Source organism: Micromonospora sp. NBC_01699, from assembly GCF_036250065.1.
GTDB lineage: Bacteria > Actinomycetota > Actinomycetes > Mycobacteriales > Micromonosporaceae > Micromonospora_G.
Genome location: NZ_CP109199.1, coordinates 7,473,338 through 7,491,508, shown reverse-complemented (window position 1 = coordinate 7,491,508; position 18,171 = coordinate 7,473,338). Strand labels below are relative to the sequence as shown.

Below are 18,171 nucleotides of genomic sequence, written 5' to 3'. Positions count from 1 at the left end.
CGGCCCGTCGCTGTGGCCCATCGCTGTCCTACGGCCCGTCGCGGTCCGGCGGGTCCCGGTAGAGGGCGGTGAGCCGGGCCGCCGCGTCGGCGAGCCGGGCGCGTAGCGACGGCGGATCGAGCACCTCCACCTCCGGGCCGAACCGGAGCAGCAACGAATAGGCGATGTCGAGCGACTCGATGGGCAGGCGGGTCACCACCCGGCCCTGCCCGTCGGGCTCGCCCGCGTCGTCGAGCGCATCCTGGGCGGCCGGTGGCTCGATCACGTACCGCAGGGCGCGCAGTCCGGCGGGGCTCAGCCGTACGGTGATCTTGTCGGGGAACATGGCCCGGACGAACTCGATCACCCCGGCCGACCAGAACCCGGCCAGGTCGAAGGTCTCGTCCCGGTCGAAGCCGGCGGTGGTGACCTCGACGTGGGTAACCCGGTCCACCCGGTAGGTGCGATGGTCGTCGCCGACCCGCCCGACCAGATACCAGACCCCGCCCTTGAGCACCAGCCCGTACGGCTGCACCGTCCGGGCCACCTCGCGGTCGCGGCGGTAGCGCAGCTCGACCACCCGGTCCTGCCAGACTGCCCGAGCGAGGTCGGTGAGCAGTGGTGGCGGGTCGGCGGTCCCGAACCAGCCGGGTACATCCAGGTGGAACCGTTGACCGGACCGTCGCGCCGCGTCCCGCAGCGGCGGGGGCAGTGCGGCCAGCACCTTCAACCGTGCGGCCGCCACCGGCTCGGCCAAACCCATCTCGTCGACCGGTCCCGGCAGTCCGGAGAGGAACAGCGCTTCGGCCTCGGCCCGACTCAGCCCGGTCAGCCGCGTCCGATACCCCCCGAGCAACCGATAACCGCCCGCCCGCCCGCGATCGGCGTACACCGGCACCCCCGCCGCCCCCAGCGCCAGCACATCCCGATAAACCGTCCGCTCCGAAACCTCCAACTCCCGAGCCAGCTCGGTAGCGGTCATCCCCTCCCGACTCTGCAAAAGCAACACCAACGAAATCAGCCGAGCCACCCGCATCCCCCCATCCTCCCCCCACCCACCCCCACCCCCACCCCCACCACCACCCCGACCCAACCCCCACCAACCCCGTTGATCATGAAGTTAACGACCGATTTTCGGCCTCGGCGGTGCGCTAACTTCATGATCAACGGGGTTGGTGGGAGGGCCGGTAGGGTTTCGGGTTGTGGGTGCTGTGAGGGTTGCGGGTCCGGGTCCGGGTGTTGGGGTGGTGGGGCAGTTCCTCAGTGGGGTGGGGCTGTTGGTGCGCGGGTTGGGGATGTATGCGCGTACGCCTCGGCTGGTATTGCTGGGGATTCTGCCGGCGTTGATTACCGGGGCGCTTTTTCTTGCCGGGTACGCCACATTGATCGTCTTTGTTGACGACCTCGCCGGGGTGGTGACCCCGTTCGCTGACGGTTGGGCGGGGTGGGCGCGGGACCTGGTCCGGGTGCTGGCCGGCTTCGCGTTCCTGGCCCTGGGGGCGGTGCTCGGCGTACTGACCTTCACGGCGGTAACCCTGGTCGTCGGCGACCCGTTCTACGAGGAGATCTCCGCACGGGTGGAGTCCCGCTACGGCGGGGTGCCGGGTGAGATCGAGGTTTCCTGGTGGCGGTCACTGCGCCGGAGCATGGCCGACTCGGTGCGGTTGGTGGCCCGGTCGGTGCTGCTCGGCGTACCGCTGTTCTTCGCCGGTTTCATCCCGGTGGTCGGGCAGTTCGTCGTACCGGTGGTCGCCGCGGCGGTCGGCGGCTGGTTCCTCGCCCTGGAACTGGTCGGCGCCCCGTTCTACCGGCGCGGCCTGCGGCTGCCCGACCGGCGGCGGATGCTGGGCGCGCAACGGCCGGTGTCGCTCGGCTTCGGGGTCGCGGTGTTCTGCTGCTTCCTGATCCCGCTCGGCGCGATCCTGGTCATGCCGGCGGCGGTGGCCGGTGCCGCCCTGCTGGCCCGGCGCTCGCTCGGTGAGGCGATAGACGAGCCGGGCCGCTGGACCGAGCACCCCGCGCCGAGAGCGGACGCATAGTGGACACCATCCTGGTCCAGGGCGACATCACCACCGTACGGGTGGACGCCATCGTCAACGCCGCCAACCCGTCGCTGCTCGGCGGCGGTGGAGTGGACGGCGCGATCCACCGGCGCGGCGGCCCGGTGGACAGCCGGTCAGGCGGACTCGCGTAGGACGAGTTCGGTCGGCAGGACGACCGCGGGCTCGACCTCCTCGCCGGCCGCGATCCGGAGCAACTGCCGGGTCATCTCCCGGCCGATCTGGAGGATCGGCTGGCGTACGGTGGTCAGCGGCGGGTCGGTGTAGCGGGCCGACTCGATGTCGTCGAAGCCGATCACGGCCACGTCGTCGGGCACCCGGCGACCCGCTTCGCGCAGCGTACGCAGGGCACCGTGGGCCATCAGGTCGGAGGCGACGAAGACCGCGTCCAGCGTCGGGTCGTCGTCGAGCAACTGCCGCATGGCCAGTGCCCCGGACTCGCGGGTGAAGTCGCCGACCGCCACGATCGACCGGCGGCGGGAGTCCTGCAACTCGGTCCGGTAGCCGGCCAGCCGTTCGATGCCGGCGACCATGTCCTGCGGACCGGCGATGGTGGCGATCCGGCGTCGGCCCGAGTCGAGCAGGTGACGTACGGCGCGGGCCACCCCGCCGATGTGGTCGACGTCGACGTACGGCACCGGCACGGTGGCCCGACCGAGCGGCCGCCCGCCGCAGACGACCGGGATGCCCATCCGGGCCAGTGCGCTGGGCAGCGGGTCGGCACCGTGCAGCGAGGCGAACAGCACCCCGTCGACGTGCCGACCCATCGCGTAGCTCTCCACCCGGTCGTGGCTGGCGGTCGAACCGGCGAGCATCAGCACCAGTTGCTTGTCCGCCGCCTCCAACTCCTGGCTCACCCCGCGGATGATGCCGGGGAAGAAGTGGTCGTCGGAGAAGACCCGGGTGGCCGCCTCGGGCAGGATCAGCGCGATCGAGTCGGTCCGCTGGGTGACCAGGCTGCGGGCGGCCAGGTTGGGGACGTACCCCAGTTCCTGGACCGCCCGACGGACCGCTTCCCGGATCGGCTCGGCGACGGTGGTGGAGCCGTTGACCACCCGCGACACGGTTGCCCGGGAGACACCGGCGCGGCGCGCCACCGCCTCCAGGGTCGGTCGCTCCCGTGCCATGGTCATGCGCCCGCCTCACGCCGCTCGCTCATGCCCCCGCCTCGCTCTCGCTCTGTTCGCCTCGCCGATCCGGCACCGGCCGGTTACAGGCCGTTGCGCCGGATGACCTCCTGGTACCACCGTGCGCTGTCCTTGAGCACCCGGCGCTGGGTCAGGTAGTCGACGTGGACGATCCCGAACCGCTTACGGTAGCCCTCGGCCCACTCGAAATTGTCCATCAGTGACCATACGAGATACCCACGAAGGTCCACGCCCCTCGAAATGGCCTCGTGTGCGGCACGAAGGTGTCCGTCGAGGTAGTCCACCCGGTCGGCGTCCGGCACCCGGCCGTCGGCGTCCGGGTCGTCGCGGTTGAACTTGTCCGGGAAGGCGGCGCCGTTCTCCGTGATGATCATCGGTACGCCCGGGTAGTCCTCGGAGATGCGTACCAGCAGGGTGGTCAGGCCGCGCGGTTCGATCATCCAGCCCATGTCGGTGAGCGGGCCGACCGGGGCCACGAACTCGATCCCCTCGGTGCCCGGGTAGGCGCCGCCGCCACCGAGCGCGCCCTCGCGGGCGGTGACGTAACTCGGCTGGTAGTAGTTGATGCCGAGCAGGTCGATCGGGACGTTGATGATCTTCTCGTCGCCGTCGCGCAGATGACTCAGGTCGGTGAACCGGGCCACGTGCTCCAGCACGTCCGCCGGGTACTCGCCGCGCAGCATCGGGTCCAGGAAGATCCGGTTGGCCAGGCCGTCGACCAGCCGTACCGCCGCCTGGTCCGCGGCGCTGGCCGGGTCGACCGGCAGCGCGGTGGTCGGGTTGAGGGTGATCCCCAGGGTCTGCGCGCCGGCCGCGCGCAGCGCCCGCCCGCCCAGGCCGTGGGCCAACAGCAGATGGTGTACGGCCTGGAACGCCGCCGCCGGGTCCTGCCGTCCGGGGGCGTGGATGCCGTTGCCGTACCCGAGGTAGGCCGAGCACCACGGCTCGTTCAGCGTGGTCCAGGTGCGGACCCGGTCGCCGAGTCGGGCGTAGACGGCGGTGGCGTAGTCGGCGAAGTACTCCGCGGTCGCCCGGTTGGTCCAGCCGCCCCGGTCCTCCAGCGTCTGCGGCAGGTCCCAGTGGTAGAGCGTGACGATCGGGTCGATGCCCCGGCCGATGAGCTCGTCCACCAGCCGGTCGTAGAAGTCCAGGCCGCGCGGGTTGACCGGGCCGGAGCCGTCCGGCTGGATCCGGGGCCAGGCGACCGAGAACCGGTACGCGTGCAGCCCGAGGTCGGCCATCAGCGCCACGTCCTGCGGGTACCGGTGGTAGTGGTCGCAGGCCACGTCGCCGGTGTGTCCGGCGTACACCTTGCCCGGCGTACGGCTGAAGGTGTCCCAGATCGACGGACCGCGCCCGTCGTCCTGGGCCGCGCCCTCGATCTGGTACGACGCCGTCGCCGCTCCCCAGACGAAGCCCTCGGGGAAGCGCACCGCCGCCTCCGCCGGTGCCGCGAGCACCGTTTGCTGCGTTTCAAGAGTGGTCATACCGTTACCGCACCTTTCCTGATGCCGCTGAGGATCCCGCGGACGACGACGTGAACGACGAGCAGCGGCACTCGGCGGTCGCGGCGCTGGCGCAGGCCCGCGTGCCGTCCGAGCGGTGGCCGTTCGACGGGGCGCGCGGGGAGACTTCTCTTCCGAGCCTGAACGCGGGTTACCCGAGTGTCAAGAGAGCGCTCTCACAAAGTTACACGGTGCCTCCGCCTGATACCGCAAGCGTAGTAACGGGCACCGCCGATCGGCGCCCGGCCCAGTATCGCCGGCCGGACGCCGCCCGTGGGGGATGCGCGGTGGTGCGGCGGCGGCCTCAGCCGGCCCGCAGACCCTGGAGCAGGGTCACGTCGCCGGAGACGTCGAGCACCTCGAAGTTGATCCGGCCCCAGAGGGCCAGCAGCAGGTCGCTGGCGTTCCCGGTGACGTGCGCTCGGGCGTGGTGGTCGTCGGTGTCCAGGATCGTGTCCGTGTCCAGCAGGGCCACCCCGGTGCCCCGCAACCGCAGGTACCAGTCCTGACTCGCGTCGACGGCGACCAACTGGACCACCCCGTACCGGGGCTCGGGGGAGCGCCGCCGGCCCGCCGGCAACCAGGTGTCCAGCACCTCGCTCACCCCGTCGGCGGCGAGCTTCGCCTCGATCGGCTCGGCCGAGGCGATCGCCAACTGGGCGTCCCAGCGGTGCACCGTGGTCTCGTGCGCCATCCGGCGCGGCCAGAACCCGACCCGCTTCGGCTGCGGCGCCCAGTTCCACGCCGGAGCCTCCGGGTCGAGCCCGTCCAACGCGGCGAGCAACTGGTCGTACTCGTGCTGCCACCAGTCCAGCCCGGCCTGGCCCGAGGGCAGACCGTCCTCGACCGGCCGGTCGCTCGGCGCCTCCGTCCGGCCGCTGGTCACCACGCCCCGGACCCAGCGATAACGGGAGCCGAGGTGGTGCACCAGATCGGTCGCGGTCCACTCCGGACAGGACGGCACCGGCGCATCCGGTGGCGCCTCGGCCACCGCCGCGCGGAAGGCCGGCCCGTCCGCGCGCAGCGCAGCGAGCCAGAAATCCTTCGTGCCGTGCAGTCTGCTCATCACGATCCTCCCCGCGCTACCGGGCAACCGAACGGGTCGCCTGGCTCGCCCTCAGCCTAGGGTGAACAACGCGCCAGACGTTAGCGCCCATTCGACCGCCGCCGATTCCGGCGCGCCAATCGGTCCCGGCAGAACAATCGGATTAAATCGTACAAGCAGCGTGTCGGTCGGGCAGCTCCGGCGGGCGTGACCATCGAACGCCAGGTCAGCAGCCGGGTCACCGGCCCGATCAGGGGCGACGGCCGACCGGTCAGGGAGCGACGGCGGACCAGGCGACGGTGATCTCGCCGAGCCGCCACCGGGCCGGGCGGTCGAGCACCGGCCACCCGGCGTCCCGCACCGCTGTCACCGTACGCAACCAGCGCTGCCGGGGACCGAAAGTCGCGTACGCGGCCGCATCGCGCCAGCCGTCGTCGAGCGCCCGGACCAGGGCATGCACCCCGGTACCCGGCACGTTGTGGTGGATCAGCGCCTTCGGCAGCCGCTCGGCCAGCGCCGCCGGACTCTCCAGTGTGGCGAGCCTCGGCGCCAGGGTCAGCGACCGGGGTTGCCCGGAGGAGTCCACCAGCACCCAGGTCGCCAGCCGGCCCAACTCGTCACAGGTGCCCTCGACGATCAGCCCGTCCGGGGCGAGCCCGCCGGCCATCGTCCGCCACGCCGGACCGACCGCCGACTCGTCGTACTGGCGCAGCACGTTGAAGACCCGGACCAGCACCGGACGCAGTCCGGCCAGCTCGAAGCCGCCACGGGCGAAGGTGAGCCGAGGCGGGTCGGCCGCTGCGGCGGCAGCCGCGACGCGTACCGGATCGATCTCCAGCCCGACCACCCGCACGTCCGGCCGGACCGCGGCGGCCAGCCGGGCCCGCAGCTCCACCGCCGTGACCGGGGTGGCACCGTAACCGAGGTCGACCACCAGCGGATCCACCGCGTCGAGCAGCGGCCCGGCACACCGGGCCGCTATCCAGTTGTCCACCCGACGCAGCCGGTTGGGATTGGTCGTGCCCCGGGTCACCACCCCCAGCGGTCGGCGCGGCGGCGGCATCAGCCCCACCGGAAGCGTCGGGTCGGCGGCGGCATCAGGTCACCCGGTGCACCCTGTGCTGGGCCGCCTGGGCGATCGGGCGGACCACCAACCGGTCCACGTTGACATGCTGGGGGCGGGTGGCGCACCAGGCGATGCAGTCCGCGATGTCGTCGGCGACCAGCGGCTCCGCCACCCCGGCGTAGACCGCCTCCGCCCGCGCCGCGTCGCCGCCGAACCGGTGCAGCGCGAACTCGTCCGTGCGGACCATGCCCGGATCGATCTCGATCACCCGGATCGGCCGACCGACCAACTCCAGCCGCAGCGTACGGGTGAGCGCGGTCTGCGCGTGCTTGGCCGCGGTGTAACCACCACCGCCCTCGTAGACGTCGAGCCCGGCGGTCGAACTGACCACGATCACGGTGCCGGCACCGGACGCCTCCAGCGCCGGCAGCACCGCCCGGGTCACCCGCAGCGTGCCGAGGACGTTCACGTCGTACATCCACTGCCAGTCGGCGACCGAGGCGGACTCCACCGGGTCGAGGCCGATCGCCCCGCCGGCATTGTTCACCAGCAGGGTCACCGGACCGGGCAGCCCGGCGGCGGTGTCCGCCAGGGCCGCCACCGACTCGTCCGAGGTGACGTCGCAGACTGCGGCGGTGGCCGTACCGCCGCTCTTTTCGATCTCTTCGACCAGGTCGGTCAGGCGGTCGCCGCGACGAGCGGCGGCCAGGACGTGAAAGCCCTCGGTGGCCAGCCGCCGGGCGGTGGCCGCGCCGATCCCGCTGGAGGCGCCGGTGACGATCGCGACAGGAGTCATCCGGGCATTGTTTCCCATCGACCGACCTGCTCGGGCGCAGGGCGCCGGATGAGGTCGGTCACCTGTACGGGTACCGGGATGAATGGTTGTGGCGTGATCGGGAAGATGACGTTCGAGGCGACGGTTGATGTCTTGGGCGCCCGGATCGTGCCGGACTGTGTCTCACTTTGACCGAGGGAGTGGTTGTGGCGGAATCGCACACGGGCGTCGGGCGGCAGCGGGGCGCCCGGCCATGGCCGACACCGGCCCGGATCGCCACCATCTCCGTACACACCTCGCCACTGCACCAGCCGGGCACCGGTGACGCCGGTGGGATGAACGTCTACATCGTCGAGGTGGCCCGGCGACTGGCCGACGCCGGTGTCGAGGTCGAGGTCTTCACCCGGGCCACCGAGAGCGGCCTGCCGCCGGTGGTCGAGATGGCTCCCGGGGTGCAGGTGCGGCACGTCACAGCCGGCCCGTTCGAGGGCCTGGCCAAGGAGGAACTGCCCGGTCAGCTCTGCGCCTTCACCAACGGCGTGCTGCGGGCCGAGGCGGCCCACCCGCCGGGCTACTACGACCTGATCCACTCGCACTACTGGCTGTCGGGGCACGTCGGCTGGCTGGCCAAGGAACGCTGGGGCGTACCGCTGGTGCACACCGCGCACACCCTGGCGAAGGTGAAGAACTCGCGGCTCGCCGAGGGGGACCGGCCGGAGCCGAAGTACCGGGTGATCGGCGAGGAACAGCTGGTGGCCGAGGCCGACCGGATGGTGGCGAACACCGCCGTCGAGGCCCGCGACCTGATCGCCCGCTACGCGGCCGACCCGACCCGGGTCGCGGTGGTCGAGCCCGGCGTCGACCTGGACCGCTTCCGGCCGGCACCGACCGGGTCGGGCGTCGACGGCCGGATCGCCGCCCGCCGCCGGCTCGGCCTACCCGACTACGGGTACGTGGTCGCCTTCGTCGGCCGGATCCAGCCGCTGAAGGCACCCGACGTGCTGCTGCACGCGGTCGCGGCGCTGCGCGAGCGGGATCCGCACATCGCCGACCAGTTGACCGTCGTGATCGCCGGCGGTCCCAGCGGGAGCGGGCTGGACCGGCCCACCGCGCTGATCGAGCTGGCCGCCTCGCTCGGCATCACCGACTCGGTCGTGTTCCGGCCGCCGTGCACCGGCGAGGACCTGCCCGCCCTCTACCGGGCGGCCGACCTGGTGGCGGTGCCGTCGTACAGCGAGTCGTTCGGGCTGGTGGCCCTGGAGGCACAGGCCTGCGGTACGCCGGTCGTCGCTGCCGCGGTCGGCGGCCTGGTCACCGCCGTACGGGACGGGGTGAGCGGCATCCTGGTCGACGGGCACGACCCGGTCGACTGGGCCCGTACGCTCAGCGGCCTGCTCGCCGCGCCCGGCCGGCGGGCGGCGCTCTCCGCCGGTGCGGTCCGGCACGCCCAGAACTTCTCCTGGACCAGGACCGCCGCCGGGCTGCTCACGGTCTACCGTGGTGCCGTGGCGGAGCACCGGAGCAGGCTGGCGTCCGAGTTGGGCGGCGAGACCGGGGTGCCGACCGCCGAGGTGCTGCCGGCGGGGGTCCGGTGATCCGGCTGACCGGGCGGAGTCGCCGGAGGGGACCGAACGGAGTCGCCGGATGACCGGGCGGGACGAGCGGGCGCGGATCGGCGCCCTGATCGAGTCGGTCTGCGTCGACCGTGAGCTGGCCTGCGAACCGACCGGCGAGTTCGCGTACGCGGTCACGCTGCCCGGCACCCACAAGCTCAAGACGGTCTGCAACCTGATCGTCGGCGAGCACGCGCTGCGGGTCGAGGCGTTCGTGATGCGCCAGCCGGACGAGCGGCGCGAGGAACTGTGGGCCTGGTTGCTGCGCCGCAACGCCCGGATGTACGGGGTCGCGTTCTCCATCGACGCGGTCGGCGACGTCTACCTGACCGGCCGGGTCGGCCTGTCCGGGGTGAACGAGGACGAACTGGACCGGCTGCTCGGTTCGGTGCTCAGCTACGCCGACGATTCCTTCGACACCCTGTTGGAGATCGGTTTCGGTACGGCGATCCGCCGGGAATGGGACTGGCGGCTCAAGCGGGGCGAATCACTGGCGAACCTGGCGGCGTTCGCTCATCTCTTCGAGCCGTCGAAATCCGCCGACTCGGATTTGGACCGCCCCTGACGGGTATGGCAGCGGTGGCGCACGGACGACCGGGTACGCGCGCCGCATGCCGATGACAGACTGTCCAGGGAGCGTGAGAATCTCATGGCTCAAGCTCAACGAAGCAGTTCGAGTCGCGGCGGCAACGCGACCGCGACCAGAAACCGTACGATCAGCGCCGGAAGCAGTAGTCCGGGTGACATCGCCCAGATGACCGCCGAACAGATCCGTAGCCAGCTCCGCAAGCGCGGCATCACCGGTATCTCGGCCCTGCGCAAGGGCGATCTGGTGCAGAAGCTGTCGAGGGCGCTGAGCGCCGAGGGGCGTCGCGGTGGCGCTTCGGCGAGGAGCGGTGGTGGCTCGGCGAGAACGAGCACCGGCCCGGCGAAGCGGACCACGGCGGCGGCGCGCAAGACCAGCCCGGCCGCGCGCAAGAGCACCGCGTCGGCCCGTACCGGCGCCTCGGCGGCCCGCAAGAGCGCCTCGTCCGTGGCCCGCAAGGCAACCTCGGCCGCGCGCAAGACCACCTCGGCCGCGCGCAAGACCACCTCGGCGGCGCGTAAGAGCACCCCGGCCTCGGGGCGGACCACCTCCGGCGGGGTGAGTGCCTCGGCCCGCCAGCGCCCGTCGTCCCCGGCCAAGGCCGCGCCGAGTACGGCCGCCCGTACCGCCGAGCGGGCGAAGGCAGCGGCGGCGAGCGGGATCCGGATCGGCCGGACCATGTCCCGATCGCTGAAGTACGCCCAGCCGATCTCCTCACCGGACCAGCAGCCGGAGCGGCTGGGACGAAGTCTGGTTACCACCAGTCACGAGGTGATCCAGCGCTGGGCGCGGGCCCGAAAGGCGAAGCCGGCGACGATCGCCGGTACCGAGCGGGACGGCCGGGCCGGCGTACTGACGTTCAATTTTCCGGGCTGGCGGGAGGGTGGCCGGCTGCGGGAGATCACCTGGGAACAGTGGTTCAAGACGTTCGACCTGCGCCGGCTGAACTTCATCTATCAGGATCGGCGTTCGGACGGTAAGCAGAGCAACTTCTTCAAGCCGGAATCACCGGACCGTGAGGATGGCTGAACGGATGGGAAGGTTCGCGGGGCGGACCGGGACGCACGAGTGCGGTACCGGCTGCCATGTGACCGGCGAGACAGTGATCCAGCTTGTGCCGGTTACAGAACGCGAACTACCGTGATCGCGGGCGACGCGCTCGGAACGGTTCGGGGGAGCCGTGAATCGATCAGATTCGAGCACCGAGTGGACGGCGCCCGGGGGACGGGTGGCACGAAGCCGTTGGGGGACGGCGCCACCTGAGACCGGCGGTGTGAGCGGGCGACGCTTACGGGGGTGAGTGTCGCCCGCCGCCGCCGGGCCGACGAACCACCACAGCCGGCGCGCGGGAGACAACCACCGCGCGCCGGCTGTCGTCACGGCTACGCCCCCTGTCCCGCACCGGCGCGACCGACGACACCCATTCCACGCAGGACCGAGTCCGCACCCGATCTACTCCGCACCCGATCTACTACTCCGCGCCCGGCCTGCTCCGCAGTGGGTAGAGCGTCTTGTGGTTGATGAAGTCGACCAGCGGGCCCGATCTACTCCGGGACGGCTCCGGCGGTGGTGAGCGCGGCCGGGGACGTGGGTGGCGTACCGGCGCGGAGCACCGCGACCCGGCGTTCGCGGGCCGGGCCGGCCAACAGGTGCCCGAGCGCGGCGGCCAGCCCCAGGGCACCCGCGATGATCCAGTGCCAGTCGCCGAGATACTGCAAACTCACCCCGCCCAGGGCCGGCGCGACGAACGCCGCCGCCGGGAAGGTCAGATAGAACACCGACTGGTAGCGGGCCCGCAGCACGGCCGGAGCCAGCTCGGCGTTGATCTCCGCGTTCGGCGGCGCGGCGAGCATCGAGCCGACCGTCCAGATCACCGCCGCGACCAGGTAGACCGGCAACAGGTCGGCGAAGGCCAGCGCCCCGAACCCGACGGCGAGCAGCCCGGTCGATACCGCCAGCACCAGGTGCTTGCGGTACCCGTCGATCAGGCGGGGCACGAACAGTTGCCCGAGCACGATCAGCGCGCCGCCGAGCGCGACCACCACGCCGTACGACGCCGTGCTCAGCCCGTCGGCCCGCATCGCCAGCGGCATGATGGTCGACGTCTGGGTGGTGAGTACGGCCAGCACGAAGGTCAACCCCACGAACACCATGAACGTACGGTCGGTCAGCGCGGTGACCAACCCCGGCTGCCGCCGCTGAAGAACCTGCCCTGCCCCCGTCCCCGGCCCGGTGGCGCGTCGTCCCGCACCCCGGCGCTGCGTCCCCGCCCCTGCGCCCCGCCCCGCACCACGACGTAGCGTCTCCGGCACCTTCCAGGCAATCGGCCCCCTGGTGCGGCGCAGCGTCTCCGGGACCTTCCAGGCGATCAGCCCGGTGGTGATGAGTGTGGCGCCCGCGTCGACCAGGAACAGGGCCAGGAAGCTCGTCTCGGCGAGCAGGCCGGCCAGGAAGGAGGCGGCGGCCATGCCCAGGTTGAAGGCCCAGAACTGTAGGTTGAACGCCCGTGAGCGGCGTTCCTCGGGCACCACGTCGATGATCGCCGCGACGAACGCCGGCCCCGGCATCGAGTGCACGATCCCGATCAGCCCGGCGAGTACGGCAATCGCCGCCAGATTCGTGGTGAACGCGAGTACGAGCATGCCGAGCGCGGCGGCCAGATGCGACCAGACCAGGGTGGCCCGTCGCCCCCAACCGTCCGCCAGCACCCCGCCGAGCAGTACGCCGACGGCCCCGCCCGCGCCGTACGCGCCGACCACCAGCCCGGCGAGCCCCGCACTGGCCCCCCGACTGCCGGTCAGGTAGAGCGACAGAAAAAGCATCGCGAACGCGCCGACCCGATTGATCAGCAGCCCGGTCCAGAGGTACCAGTACGTAGCGGGCAGCCCACCAGCAGTCTCACCCAACCACCGCCGCACCAATACCTCCTCTCAAAAGCCCCTTTCCAGTCCCCGATCCTAAAAACCCCACCCCTCCCCCTCCCCGAGTGCCCCCGCTACCCCCGGCGATCTAGGGCAAATACGTGCTTGTGGATCTCTAATCACCCCCATATGCCCTAGATCGACGAGGAGAGGGGGTGCGACGCGGGGCGCGGGGAGGGGGTGGAGGGGGAGGAGGGGGTGGGGGTGGGGGAGGGGGTGGGGGTGGGGTGGCGGAGTTGTGTGGCGCGGCGTTCGCGTACGGGGCCGGAGAGGAGGTGGGCGACGGCGAGGGCGAGGCCGATCGCGGCGCAGCCGAACCAGAGGGTGGTGTTGCCGAGGTGTTCGCGTACGAGGCCGCCGAGGATCGGGGCGCTGAACCCGGCCACCGACCAGGAGAGCGAGAAGACGCCCTGGTAACGGCCGCGCATGCCGGGTAGTGAGAGCTCGGCGATCAGGGTGGAGTTGGACGGTGAGTTGAGCATTTCGCCGAGGGTCCAGGTCAGTACGGTGAGCGCGTAGAACCAGGCGGCGTCGGCGAACGCGGTCAGGCCGAACCCGACGCCCATCACGATCGCGGCCAGGGCGAGTACGTGTGACCGGTTGCGGCCCCGGATCAGCCGGGGGACGAAGAGTTGACCGGCGACGATCAGGATCCCGTTCAGTGCGATCACGGTGCCGTACGTCGAGGGGGACAGGCCGTCCTGCCCCATCGCGATCGGCAGCATCGAGATGTGCTGGAGGAACACCAGCGCGGTGAATATGTTGATCACCACGAAACCGAGGAAGACCCGGTCACCCAGGACACTGAGCAGCCCGTTACCGACGCGACGCGTACCCGGGGTTGACGGGACGCGACCGACGGCGACCCGGCGCGGCTCGCGGACCTTGAGGAAGATGACCGCCGCGGTGGTGAGCGTGGTGGCCGCGTCGATCAGGAAGAGCAGCTCGTAGCTGACCTGGGCGGCGAATCCGGCCAGGATCGCCGCGCAGGCGAAGCCCAGGTTGATGGCCCAGTAGTTGAGCGAGAAGGCGCGCAGCCGGTCGCGTTCCGGCACCACGTCGACCATCATCGCGGCGAACGCCGGCCGGGCCGCCTCGGCGAACATGCCGAGCAGCAGCGCGCCGGCCGCGATCACCCAGAGCCCGCGGGCGAAGCCGAGGGCCACCATCATCGCGGCGGCGCCGATGTGGGCGGTGAGCAGCGTGGGCCGTCGGCCCCAGCGGTCGGCGAGGATGCCGCCGGTCAGGGTGCCGACCGTGCCGCCGGCGCCGTAGAGGCCGATCACCAGGCCGGCCTCGACCGCGGAGAAGCCGCGCGCGGTGGTCAGGTAGATGGCAAGAAAGATCAGTACGAACGAACCGAGACGGTTGATCAATGTGCCGGTCCACAGGTACCAGAAGGTGGCGGGCAGCCCGCCGGTGGTGTCCCTGACCCAGCCTCGTACCGACCGCACGTCGCCCCCCGGATACGTAATGACCGACGTTCGGCCGATGCCTTACAACCTAGTCGTCCCGATCAGCCGGGGTCATGTGCATTTCGACGTGGTGGTCGTCACCGACGGGGTGTCCGCACGTCAGGACCGCGACTGCGGAAAGATGTGGGCCATGACAGTTGGGACCCTCGTGCTGCTGCGGCACGGCGAGAGTGATTGGAACGCCAAGAACCTCTTCACCGGCTGGGTCGACGTGGACCTGACCGCGAAGGGTGAGGCCGAGGCGCGGCGCGGCGGCGAACTGCTGCGCGAGCACGACCTGCTCCCCGACGTGGTGCACACCAGTGTGCTGCGTCGGGCGATCCGTACCTCCGAGTTGGCGCTGAACGCCGCCGACCGGCACTGGATCGCGGTGCGCCGGTCGTGGCGGCTCAACGAGCGGCACTACGGCGCTTTGCAGGGCAAGGACAAAAAGCAAACCCTGGCGGAGTACGGCGAGGAGCAGTTCATGCTCTGGCGCCGGTCGTACGACACGCCCCCGCCGCCGATCGACGACAACGACGAGTGGTCGCCGGCCGGTGACCCGCGCTACGCCCTGGTGCCGCCGGAGCTGATGCCCCGTACCGAGTGCCTCAAGGACGTGGTCGAGCGGATGCTGCCGTACTGGTACGACTCGATCGTGCCGGACGTGCTCGCCGGCCGTACGGTGCTGGTGGCCGCCCACGGCAACTCGCTGCGGGCCCTGGTCAAGCACCTGGACCAGGTCTCCGACGAGGCGATCGCCAAGCTGAACATCCCGACCGGCATCCCGCTGCGCTACGACCTCGACCCGCAGCTGCGTCCGGTCACCTCCGGCGGCACCTACCTTGACCCGGTGGCCGCGAAGGAGGCCGCCGCGGCGGTCGCCAACCAGGGTCGCTGAACCCCGGGCGGTATCGGATCGGCGGCAACCAGCCGACCGGCTAACGGGCAAGCGCGGCCGACAGGCAAGCGGAAGGGGCCCTTCCCGTCGTTCGAGGACGGGAGGGGCCCCTTCACCGTCTACCGGCCGCGCCGCCGGACAAAACTCTCCGGCCCGCTGCTCTCCGGCTCGCTACTCGCGGGAGAACTCGTCGGACGACTGCTCGTCGGCGAACTCGCCGGTGACCAGGTAGACGACCCGCTCGCCGGCGTTGACCGCGTGGTCGGCGTACCGCTCGTAGAAACGTCCGAGCAGTGCCCCGTCGATGCCGGTCTCCACGCCGTACGGCCAGTCGTCGCTGAGCAGCACCGCGAAGAGGTCGCGGTGCAGGTCGTCCATGGCGTCGTCGTCCCGCTCCAGTTCGGCGGCGAGTTCGGCGTCGGGCTTGGAGAGGACCTGGCCGATCTTGTGGGCGATCCGGTCGGCGACGGCCGCCATCTGGGTGAAGACGCCCCGCAGCTCGGCCGGTACGGCCGGCGACGGGTGCCGGCGCAGTGCCGTCTTGGCGACGTGGTCGGCGAGGTCGCCCATGCGTTCGAGATCGGCCGCGACGTGCAGCGCGGTGATCACCGCGCGCAGGTCGGAGGCAACCGGGGACTGGCGGGCGAGCAGGTCGGCGACCCGCTCCTCGACCTGCCGGTAGATACTGTCGATCTCGGCGTCGCGGGCGATCACGGCTTCGGCGGCCGCCCGGTCGGCGGTGAGCAGTGCCTTGGTGGCCTTGCTCATTGCCGCGCGGACAGCCTCCGCCATGTCCACCAGTAGTTGGCTGACGATGTGCAGATCGGTCCGGAACTCGTCGCGCATGATCACGTCCTGTGGTCGGTGGGCTCGCCGGTGGGCGACCGCCGCCGACGGACCCGCACGGGGTTGGGGCAGGTGACCAGCCCACCGTAGGCCGAATCCGAGGGCCCTTAGATGAACGCAAGTGAACGACGCGAGGCTGGAGCGTGAATTTTGCCATGGCCGCGCCTGATATGTCCTATTGTGTAGGGTCGCTCGGATAACAATGACCCTACGATCGCCGGGTGGAATGGGGGGTCGTAGCCGGCGTGGCCGGTGGACTGGTGATCGGGCTGATCATCGGTCCCATGCTGGTGCGCGCCATCCGGCGCTCACCGGAGCACGGCGTGCGGCGACTCCCGGGCGGGGGAGACCTCACCCCAGCCGACGGGAGGCCGGCGATCGCAAAGCACCAGAAGGCCGAACTTTCCGGGATCGGCCGTAAGAGCATCGACTCCCTGCGGGTCGGCGTGGTGGTCCTGGACACCGAGGACGTACCGGTCCTGATCAACCCGGCTGCGCGGGCGATGGGTCTGCTGCGCGCCGGGATCACCCCCGGCACAGTGGCCGCGCACCCGATCATCCGTACGCTCGCCGGCCAGGTGCGTCGGACCGGGGTGCGCCGCGAGGTCGAGCTCGACCTGCCGCGCAGCCGGGACGGCGGGGTTCACGATCCGCTCGGCGTGCACCTGCGCGCCATGGGGATCGGCAACGGGTACGTCGCGGTCGAGGCCGCCGACGTGACCGAGTCGCACCGGGTTGCCCGGGTACGCCGTGACTTCGTGGCCAACGTCAGTCACGAGCTGAAGACGCCGATCGGGGCGTTGCAGCTGCTCGCCGAGGCGTTGCTCGACGCCACCGAGCCGCCCAGCGACAACGGCGGCGTCGAGCCGTCCGAGGACGTGGTGGCGGCCCGGCGGTTCGCCGAGCGGATCCAGCACGAGTCGACCCGGCTCGGCCGACTGGTCAACGAGCTGCTCGAACTCACCCGGTTGCAGGGCGCGGAGCCGCTGCCGGAGCCGGAACCGGTCGCACTCGACTGGGTGGTGGCCGAGGTCATCGACCGGACCCGTACCACCGCGTCCGCGCGCAAGGTCGAGGTCGTGGTCGAGGGCCAGCGCGACCTGACCGTGTACGGCAGCGACAGCCAGGTCGCCACCGCGGTGGCCAACCTGGTGGAGAACGCGATCGCGTACTCCGCCGAGGAGACGCGGGTGACGGTCACCACACTCGCGGACGACGACCACGTCCAGATCTCGGTCGCCGACCAGGGCATCGGCATCGCGCCGAACGAGGTGGACCGGATCTTCGAGCGCTTCTACCGGGCCGACCAGGCCCGTTCCCGGGCGACCGGGGGCACCGGGCTCGGCCTGGCGATCGTGAAACACATCGCCACCAACCATGGCGGACGGGTCGAGGTGTCAAGCACGCTGGGTGGAGGCTCGACGTTCACCCTGCGGTTGCCCGCCCGCCCGCCGGACGCCGTCCTACCGCTACCCCCGTCAACTGAGATCGACACTGGTCCGGCTTAGTAACCCCAGGTCGGACAGAGGAAAGGAAAGTCCGTTGGCCCGCGTTCTCGTGGTCGAGGATGAGGAGTCGTTCTCCGACGCCCTCTCCTACATGCTGCGCAAAGAGGGTTTTGAGGTCTCGGTCGCACCGACCGGCCTCTCGGCCCTCACCGAGTTCGACCGCACCGGCGCGGACATCGTGCTGCTTGACCTGATGCTGCCCGAAATGTCCGGCACCGAGGTTTGCCGGGAGCTGCGCCAGCGCTCGCATGTGCCGATCATCATGGTCACCGCCCGGGACAGCGAAATCGACAAGGTGGTCGGGCTGGAGATCGGTGCCGACGACTACGTCACGAAGCCGTACTCGCCGCGTGAGCTGGTCGCCCGGATCCGGGCGGTGCTGCGGCGCAAGAGTAGCGAGACGGTCGACCTGGCCGCGCCGACCCTGGCCGCCGGTCCGGTCCGGATGGACATCGAACGGCACGTGGTGACCGTCGACGGCAGTGCCGTACAGCTTCCGCTCAAGGAGTTCGAGCTGCTGGAGCTGCTGCTGCGCAACGCCGGCCGGGTGCTCACCCGCGGCCAGCTCATCGACCGCGTCTGGGGTGCCGACTACGTGGGCGACACCAAGACCCTCGACGTACACGTCAAGCGCCTGCGCTCCAAGGTCGAACCGGAACCCAGCACCCCCCGCTACATAGTCACCGTCCGCGGCCTCGGCTACAAATTCGAGCCGTAACCCTCCCCGCCCATCAGGGCGTTGATCATGAAGTTAGCGCGGAAAT

At 71.0% G+C, this 18,171-nt stretch carries 16 protein-coding genes and 1 pseudogene; 8 read left to right on the top strand and 9 right to left on the bottom strand.

Annotated elements, in window-relative coordinates; translation table 11 throughout:
- Positions 1-28 precede the first annotated feature (28 nt).
- Entirely contained in the window at positions 29-1,015 is a 987-nt protein-coding gene (locus OG792_RS30885) for a helix-turn-helix transcriptional regulator (RefSeq protein ID WP_329104832.1), read from the bottom strand.
- Positions 1,016-1,190: 175 nt separating this feature from the next.
- Here OG792_RS30885 and OG792_RS30880 point away from each other — a divergent pair, with 175 nt between their 5' ends.
- Positions 1,191-2,018 (top strand): EI24 domain-containing protein, encoded by an 828-nt coding sequence (locus tag OG792_RS30880; protein ID WP_442932518.1) that lies wholly within the window; start codon positions 1,191-1,193, stop codon positions 2,016-2,018.
- Positions 2,018-2,143 (top strand): annotated as a pseudogene (locus tag OG792_RS30875) (macro domain-containing protein); the annotation flags it as partial. The gene OG792_RS30880 and the pseudogene OG792_RS30875, both read left to right, overlap by 1 nt.
- A 12-nt stretch (positions 2,144-2,155) precedes the next feature.
- Here the strand turns inward: OG792_RS30875 and OG792_RS30870 are convergent.
- The 5 genes from OG792_RS30870 to OG792_RS30850 form a co-directional block, all read right to left on the bottom strand.
- On the bottom strand, positions 2,156-3,172 hold the full coding sequence (locus OG792_RS30870) for a LacI family DNA-binding transcriptional regulator (RefSeq protein WP_329104828.1): 1,017 nt from the start codon (positions 3,170-3,172) through the stop codon (positions 2,156-2,158).
- A 77-nt stretch (positions 3,173-3,249) separates the two neighbouring features.
- A complete protein-coding gene (locus tag OG792_RS30865) occupies positions 3,250-4,674 on the bottom strand; it encodes a GH1 family beta-glucosidase (RefSeq protein WP_329104826.1) in 1,425 nt (474 codons plus the stop codon).
- Between the two features lie 322 nt (positions 4,675-4,996).
- Positions 4,997-5,758 carry a maleylpyruvate isomerase family mycothiol-dependent enzyme gene (locus tag OG792_RS30860; RefSeq protein WP_329104824.1) on the bottom strand — a complete coding sequence of 254 codons (762 nt, stop codon included), beginning with the start codon at positions 5,756-5,758 and terminating at the stop codon, positions 4,997-4,999.
- A 250-nt stretch (positions 5,759-6,008) separates the two neighbouring features.
- Entirely contained in the window at positions 6,009-6,800 is a 792-nt protein-coding gene (locus OG792_RS30855; protein ID WP_329104822.1) for a class I SAM-dependent methyltransferase, read from the bottom strand.
- Positions 6,801-6,834: 34 nt separating this feature from the next.
- Positions 6,835-7,599, bottom strand: a complete 765-nt coding sequence (locus OG792_RS30850) for an SDR family oxidoreductase (RefSeq protein ID WP_329104820.1) — start codon at positions 7,597-7,599, stop codon at positions 6,835-6,837.
- Positions 7,600-7,784: 185 nt separating this feature from the next.
- On the opposite strand from OG792_RS30850, the gene mshA reads away from it, so the two are divergent.
- The 3 genes from mshA to OG792_RS30835 all read left to right on the top strand — a co-directional run bounded on the left by mshA (position 7,785) and on the right by OG792_RS30835 (position 10,806).
- The gene (mshA, locus tag OG792_RS30845; protein ID WP_329104818.1) at positions 7,785-9,173 is read left to right on the top strand and encodes a D-inositol-3-phosphate glycosyltransferase; all 1,389 of its coding nucleotides are present in this window, start codon (positions 7,785-7,787) and stop codon (positions 9,171-9,173) included.
- A gap of 49 nt (positions 9,174-9,222) precedes the next feature.
- Complete coding sequence (locus tag OG792_RS30840; protein WP_329104816.1) at positions 9,223-9,756, top strand: YbjN domain-containing protein; 534 nt, start codon at positions 9,223-9,225, stop codon at positions 9,754-9,756.
- A 189-nt stretch (positions 9,757-9,945) separates the two neighbouring features.
- Positions 9,946-10,806 carry a hypothetical protein gene (locus OG792_RS30835; protein ID WP_329104814.1) on the top strand — a complete coding sequence of 287 codons (861 nt, stop codon included), beginning with the start codon at positions 9,946-9,948 and terminating at the stop codon, positions 10,804-10,806.
- Positions 10,807-11,321: 515 nt separating this feature from the next.
- Here the strand turns inward: OG792_RS30835 and OG792_RS30830 are convergent.
- Positions 11,322-12,695, bottom strand: a complete 1,374-nt coding sequence (locus OG792_RS30830; protein ID WP_329104812.1) for an MFS transporter — start codon at positions 12,693-12,695, stop codon at positions 11,322-11,324.
- A gap of 137 nt (positions 12,696-12,832) precedes the next feature.
- Positions 12,833-14,152: an MDR family MFS transporter gene (locus OG792_RS30825; protein WP_329104811.1), complete on the bottom strand. Its 1,320-nt coding sequence runs from the start codon at positions 14,150-14,152 to the stop codon at positions 12,833-12,835.
- A 151-nt stretch (positions 14,153-14,303) separates the two neighbouring features.
- Here OG792_RS30825 and OG792_RS30820 point away from each other — a divergent pair, with 151 nt between their 5' ends.
- Positions 14,304-15,053 (top strand): phosphoglyceromutase, encoded by a 750-nt coding sequence (locus OG792_RS30820; RefSeq protein WP_442932330.1) that lies wholly within the window; start codon positions 14,304-14,306, stop codon positions 15,051-15,053.
- 171 nt (positions 15,054-15,224) lie between these two features.
- Here the strand turns inward: OG792_RS30820 and phoU are convergent, their stop codons facing one another.
- A complete protein-coding gene (gene phoU, locus OG792_RS30815) occupies positions 15,225-15,899 on the bottom strand; it encodes a phosphate signaling complex protein PhoU (RefSeq protein ID WP_329104809.1) in 675 nt (224 codons plus the stop codon).
- A gap of 221 nt (positions 15,900-16,120) precedes the next feature.
- On the opposite strand from phoU, the gene OG792_RS30810 reads away from it, so the two are divergent.
- Positions 16,121-17,407, top strand: a complete 1,287-nt coding sequence (locus tag OG792_RS30810; RefSeq protein ID WP_329104807.1) for a sensor histidine kinase — start codon at positions 16,121-16,123, stop codon at positions 17,405-17,407.
- A 34-nt stretch (positions 17,408-17,441) separates the two neighbouring features.
- Complete coding sequence (locus tag OG792_RS30805) at positions 17,442-18,125, top strand: response regulator transcription factor (protein WP_329104805.1); 684 nt, start codon at positions 17,442-17,444, stop codon at positions 18,123-18,125.
- The last annotated feature ends 46 nt before the right edge of the window (positions 18,126-18,171 follow it).

Excerpts from the sequence above, each read along its gene's own strand:
- OG792_RS30870 (WP_329104828.1), bottom strand. The coding sequence starts at position 3,172 with ATGACCATGGCACGGGAGCGACCGACCCTGGAGGCGGTGGCGCGCCGC.
- OG792_RS30820 (WP_442932330.1), top strand. The coding sequence starts at position 14,304 with ATGACAGTTGGGACCCTCGTGCTGCTGCGGCACGGCGAGAGTGATTGG.
- phoU (WP_329104809.1), bottom strand. The coding sequence starts at position 15,899 with ATGCGCGACGAGTTCCGGACCGATCTGCACATCGTCAGCCAACTACTG.
- OG792_RS30865 (WP_329104826.1), bottom strand. The coding sequence starts at position 4,674 with ATGACCACTCTTGAAACGCAGCAAACGGTGCTCGCGGCACCGGCGGAG.
- OG792_RS30850 (WP_329104820.1), bottom strand. The coding sequence starts at position 7,599 with ATGACTCCTGTCGCGATCGTCACCGGCGCCTCCAGCGGGATCGGCGCG.
- OG792_RS30860 (WP_329104824.1), bottom strand. The coding sequence starts at position 5,758 with ATGAGCAGACTGCACGGCACGAAGGATTTCTGGCTCGCTGCGCTGCGC.
- OG792_RS30855 (WP_329104822.1), bottom strand. The coding sequence starts at position 6,800 with ATGCCGCCGCCGCGCCGACCGCTGGGGGTGGTGACCCGGGGCACGACC.
- OG792_RS30885 (WP_329104832.1), bottom strand. The coding sequence starts at position 1,015 with ATGCGGGTGGCTCGGCTGATTTCGTTGGTGTTGCTTTTGCAGAGTCGG.
- OG792_RS30840 (WP_329104816.1), top strand. The coding sequence starts at position 9,223 with ATGACCGGGCGGGACGAGCGGGCGCGGATCGGCGCCCTGATCGAGTCG.
- OG792_RS30835 (WP_329104814.1), top strand. The coding sequence starts at position 9,946 with ATGACCGCCGAACAGATCCGTAGCCAGCTCCGCAAGCGCGGCATCACC.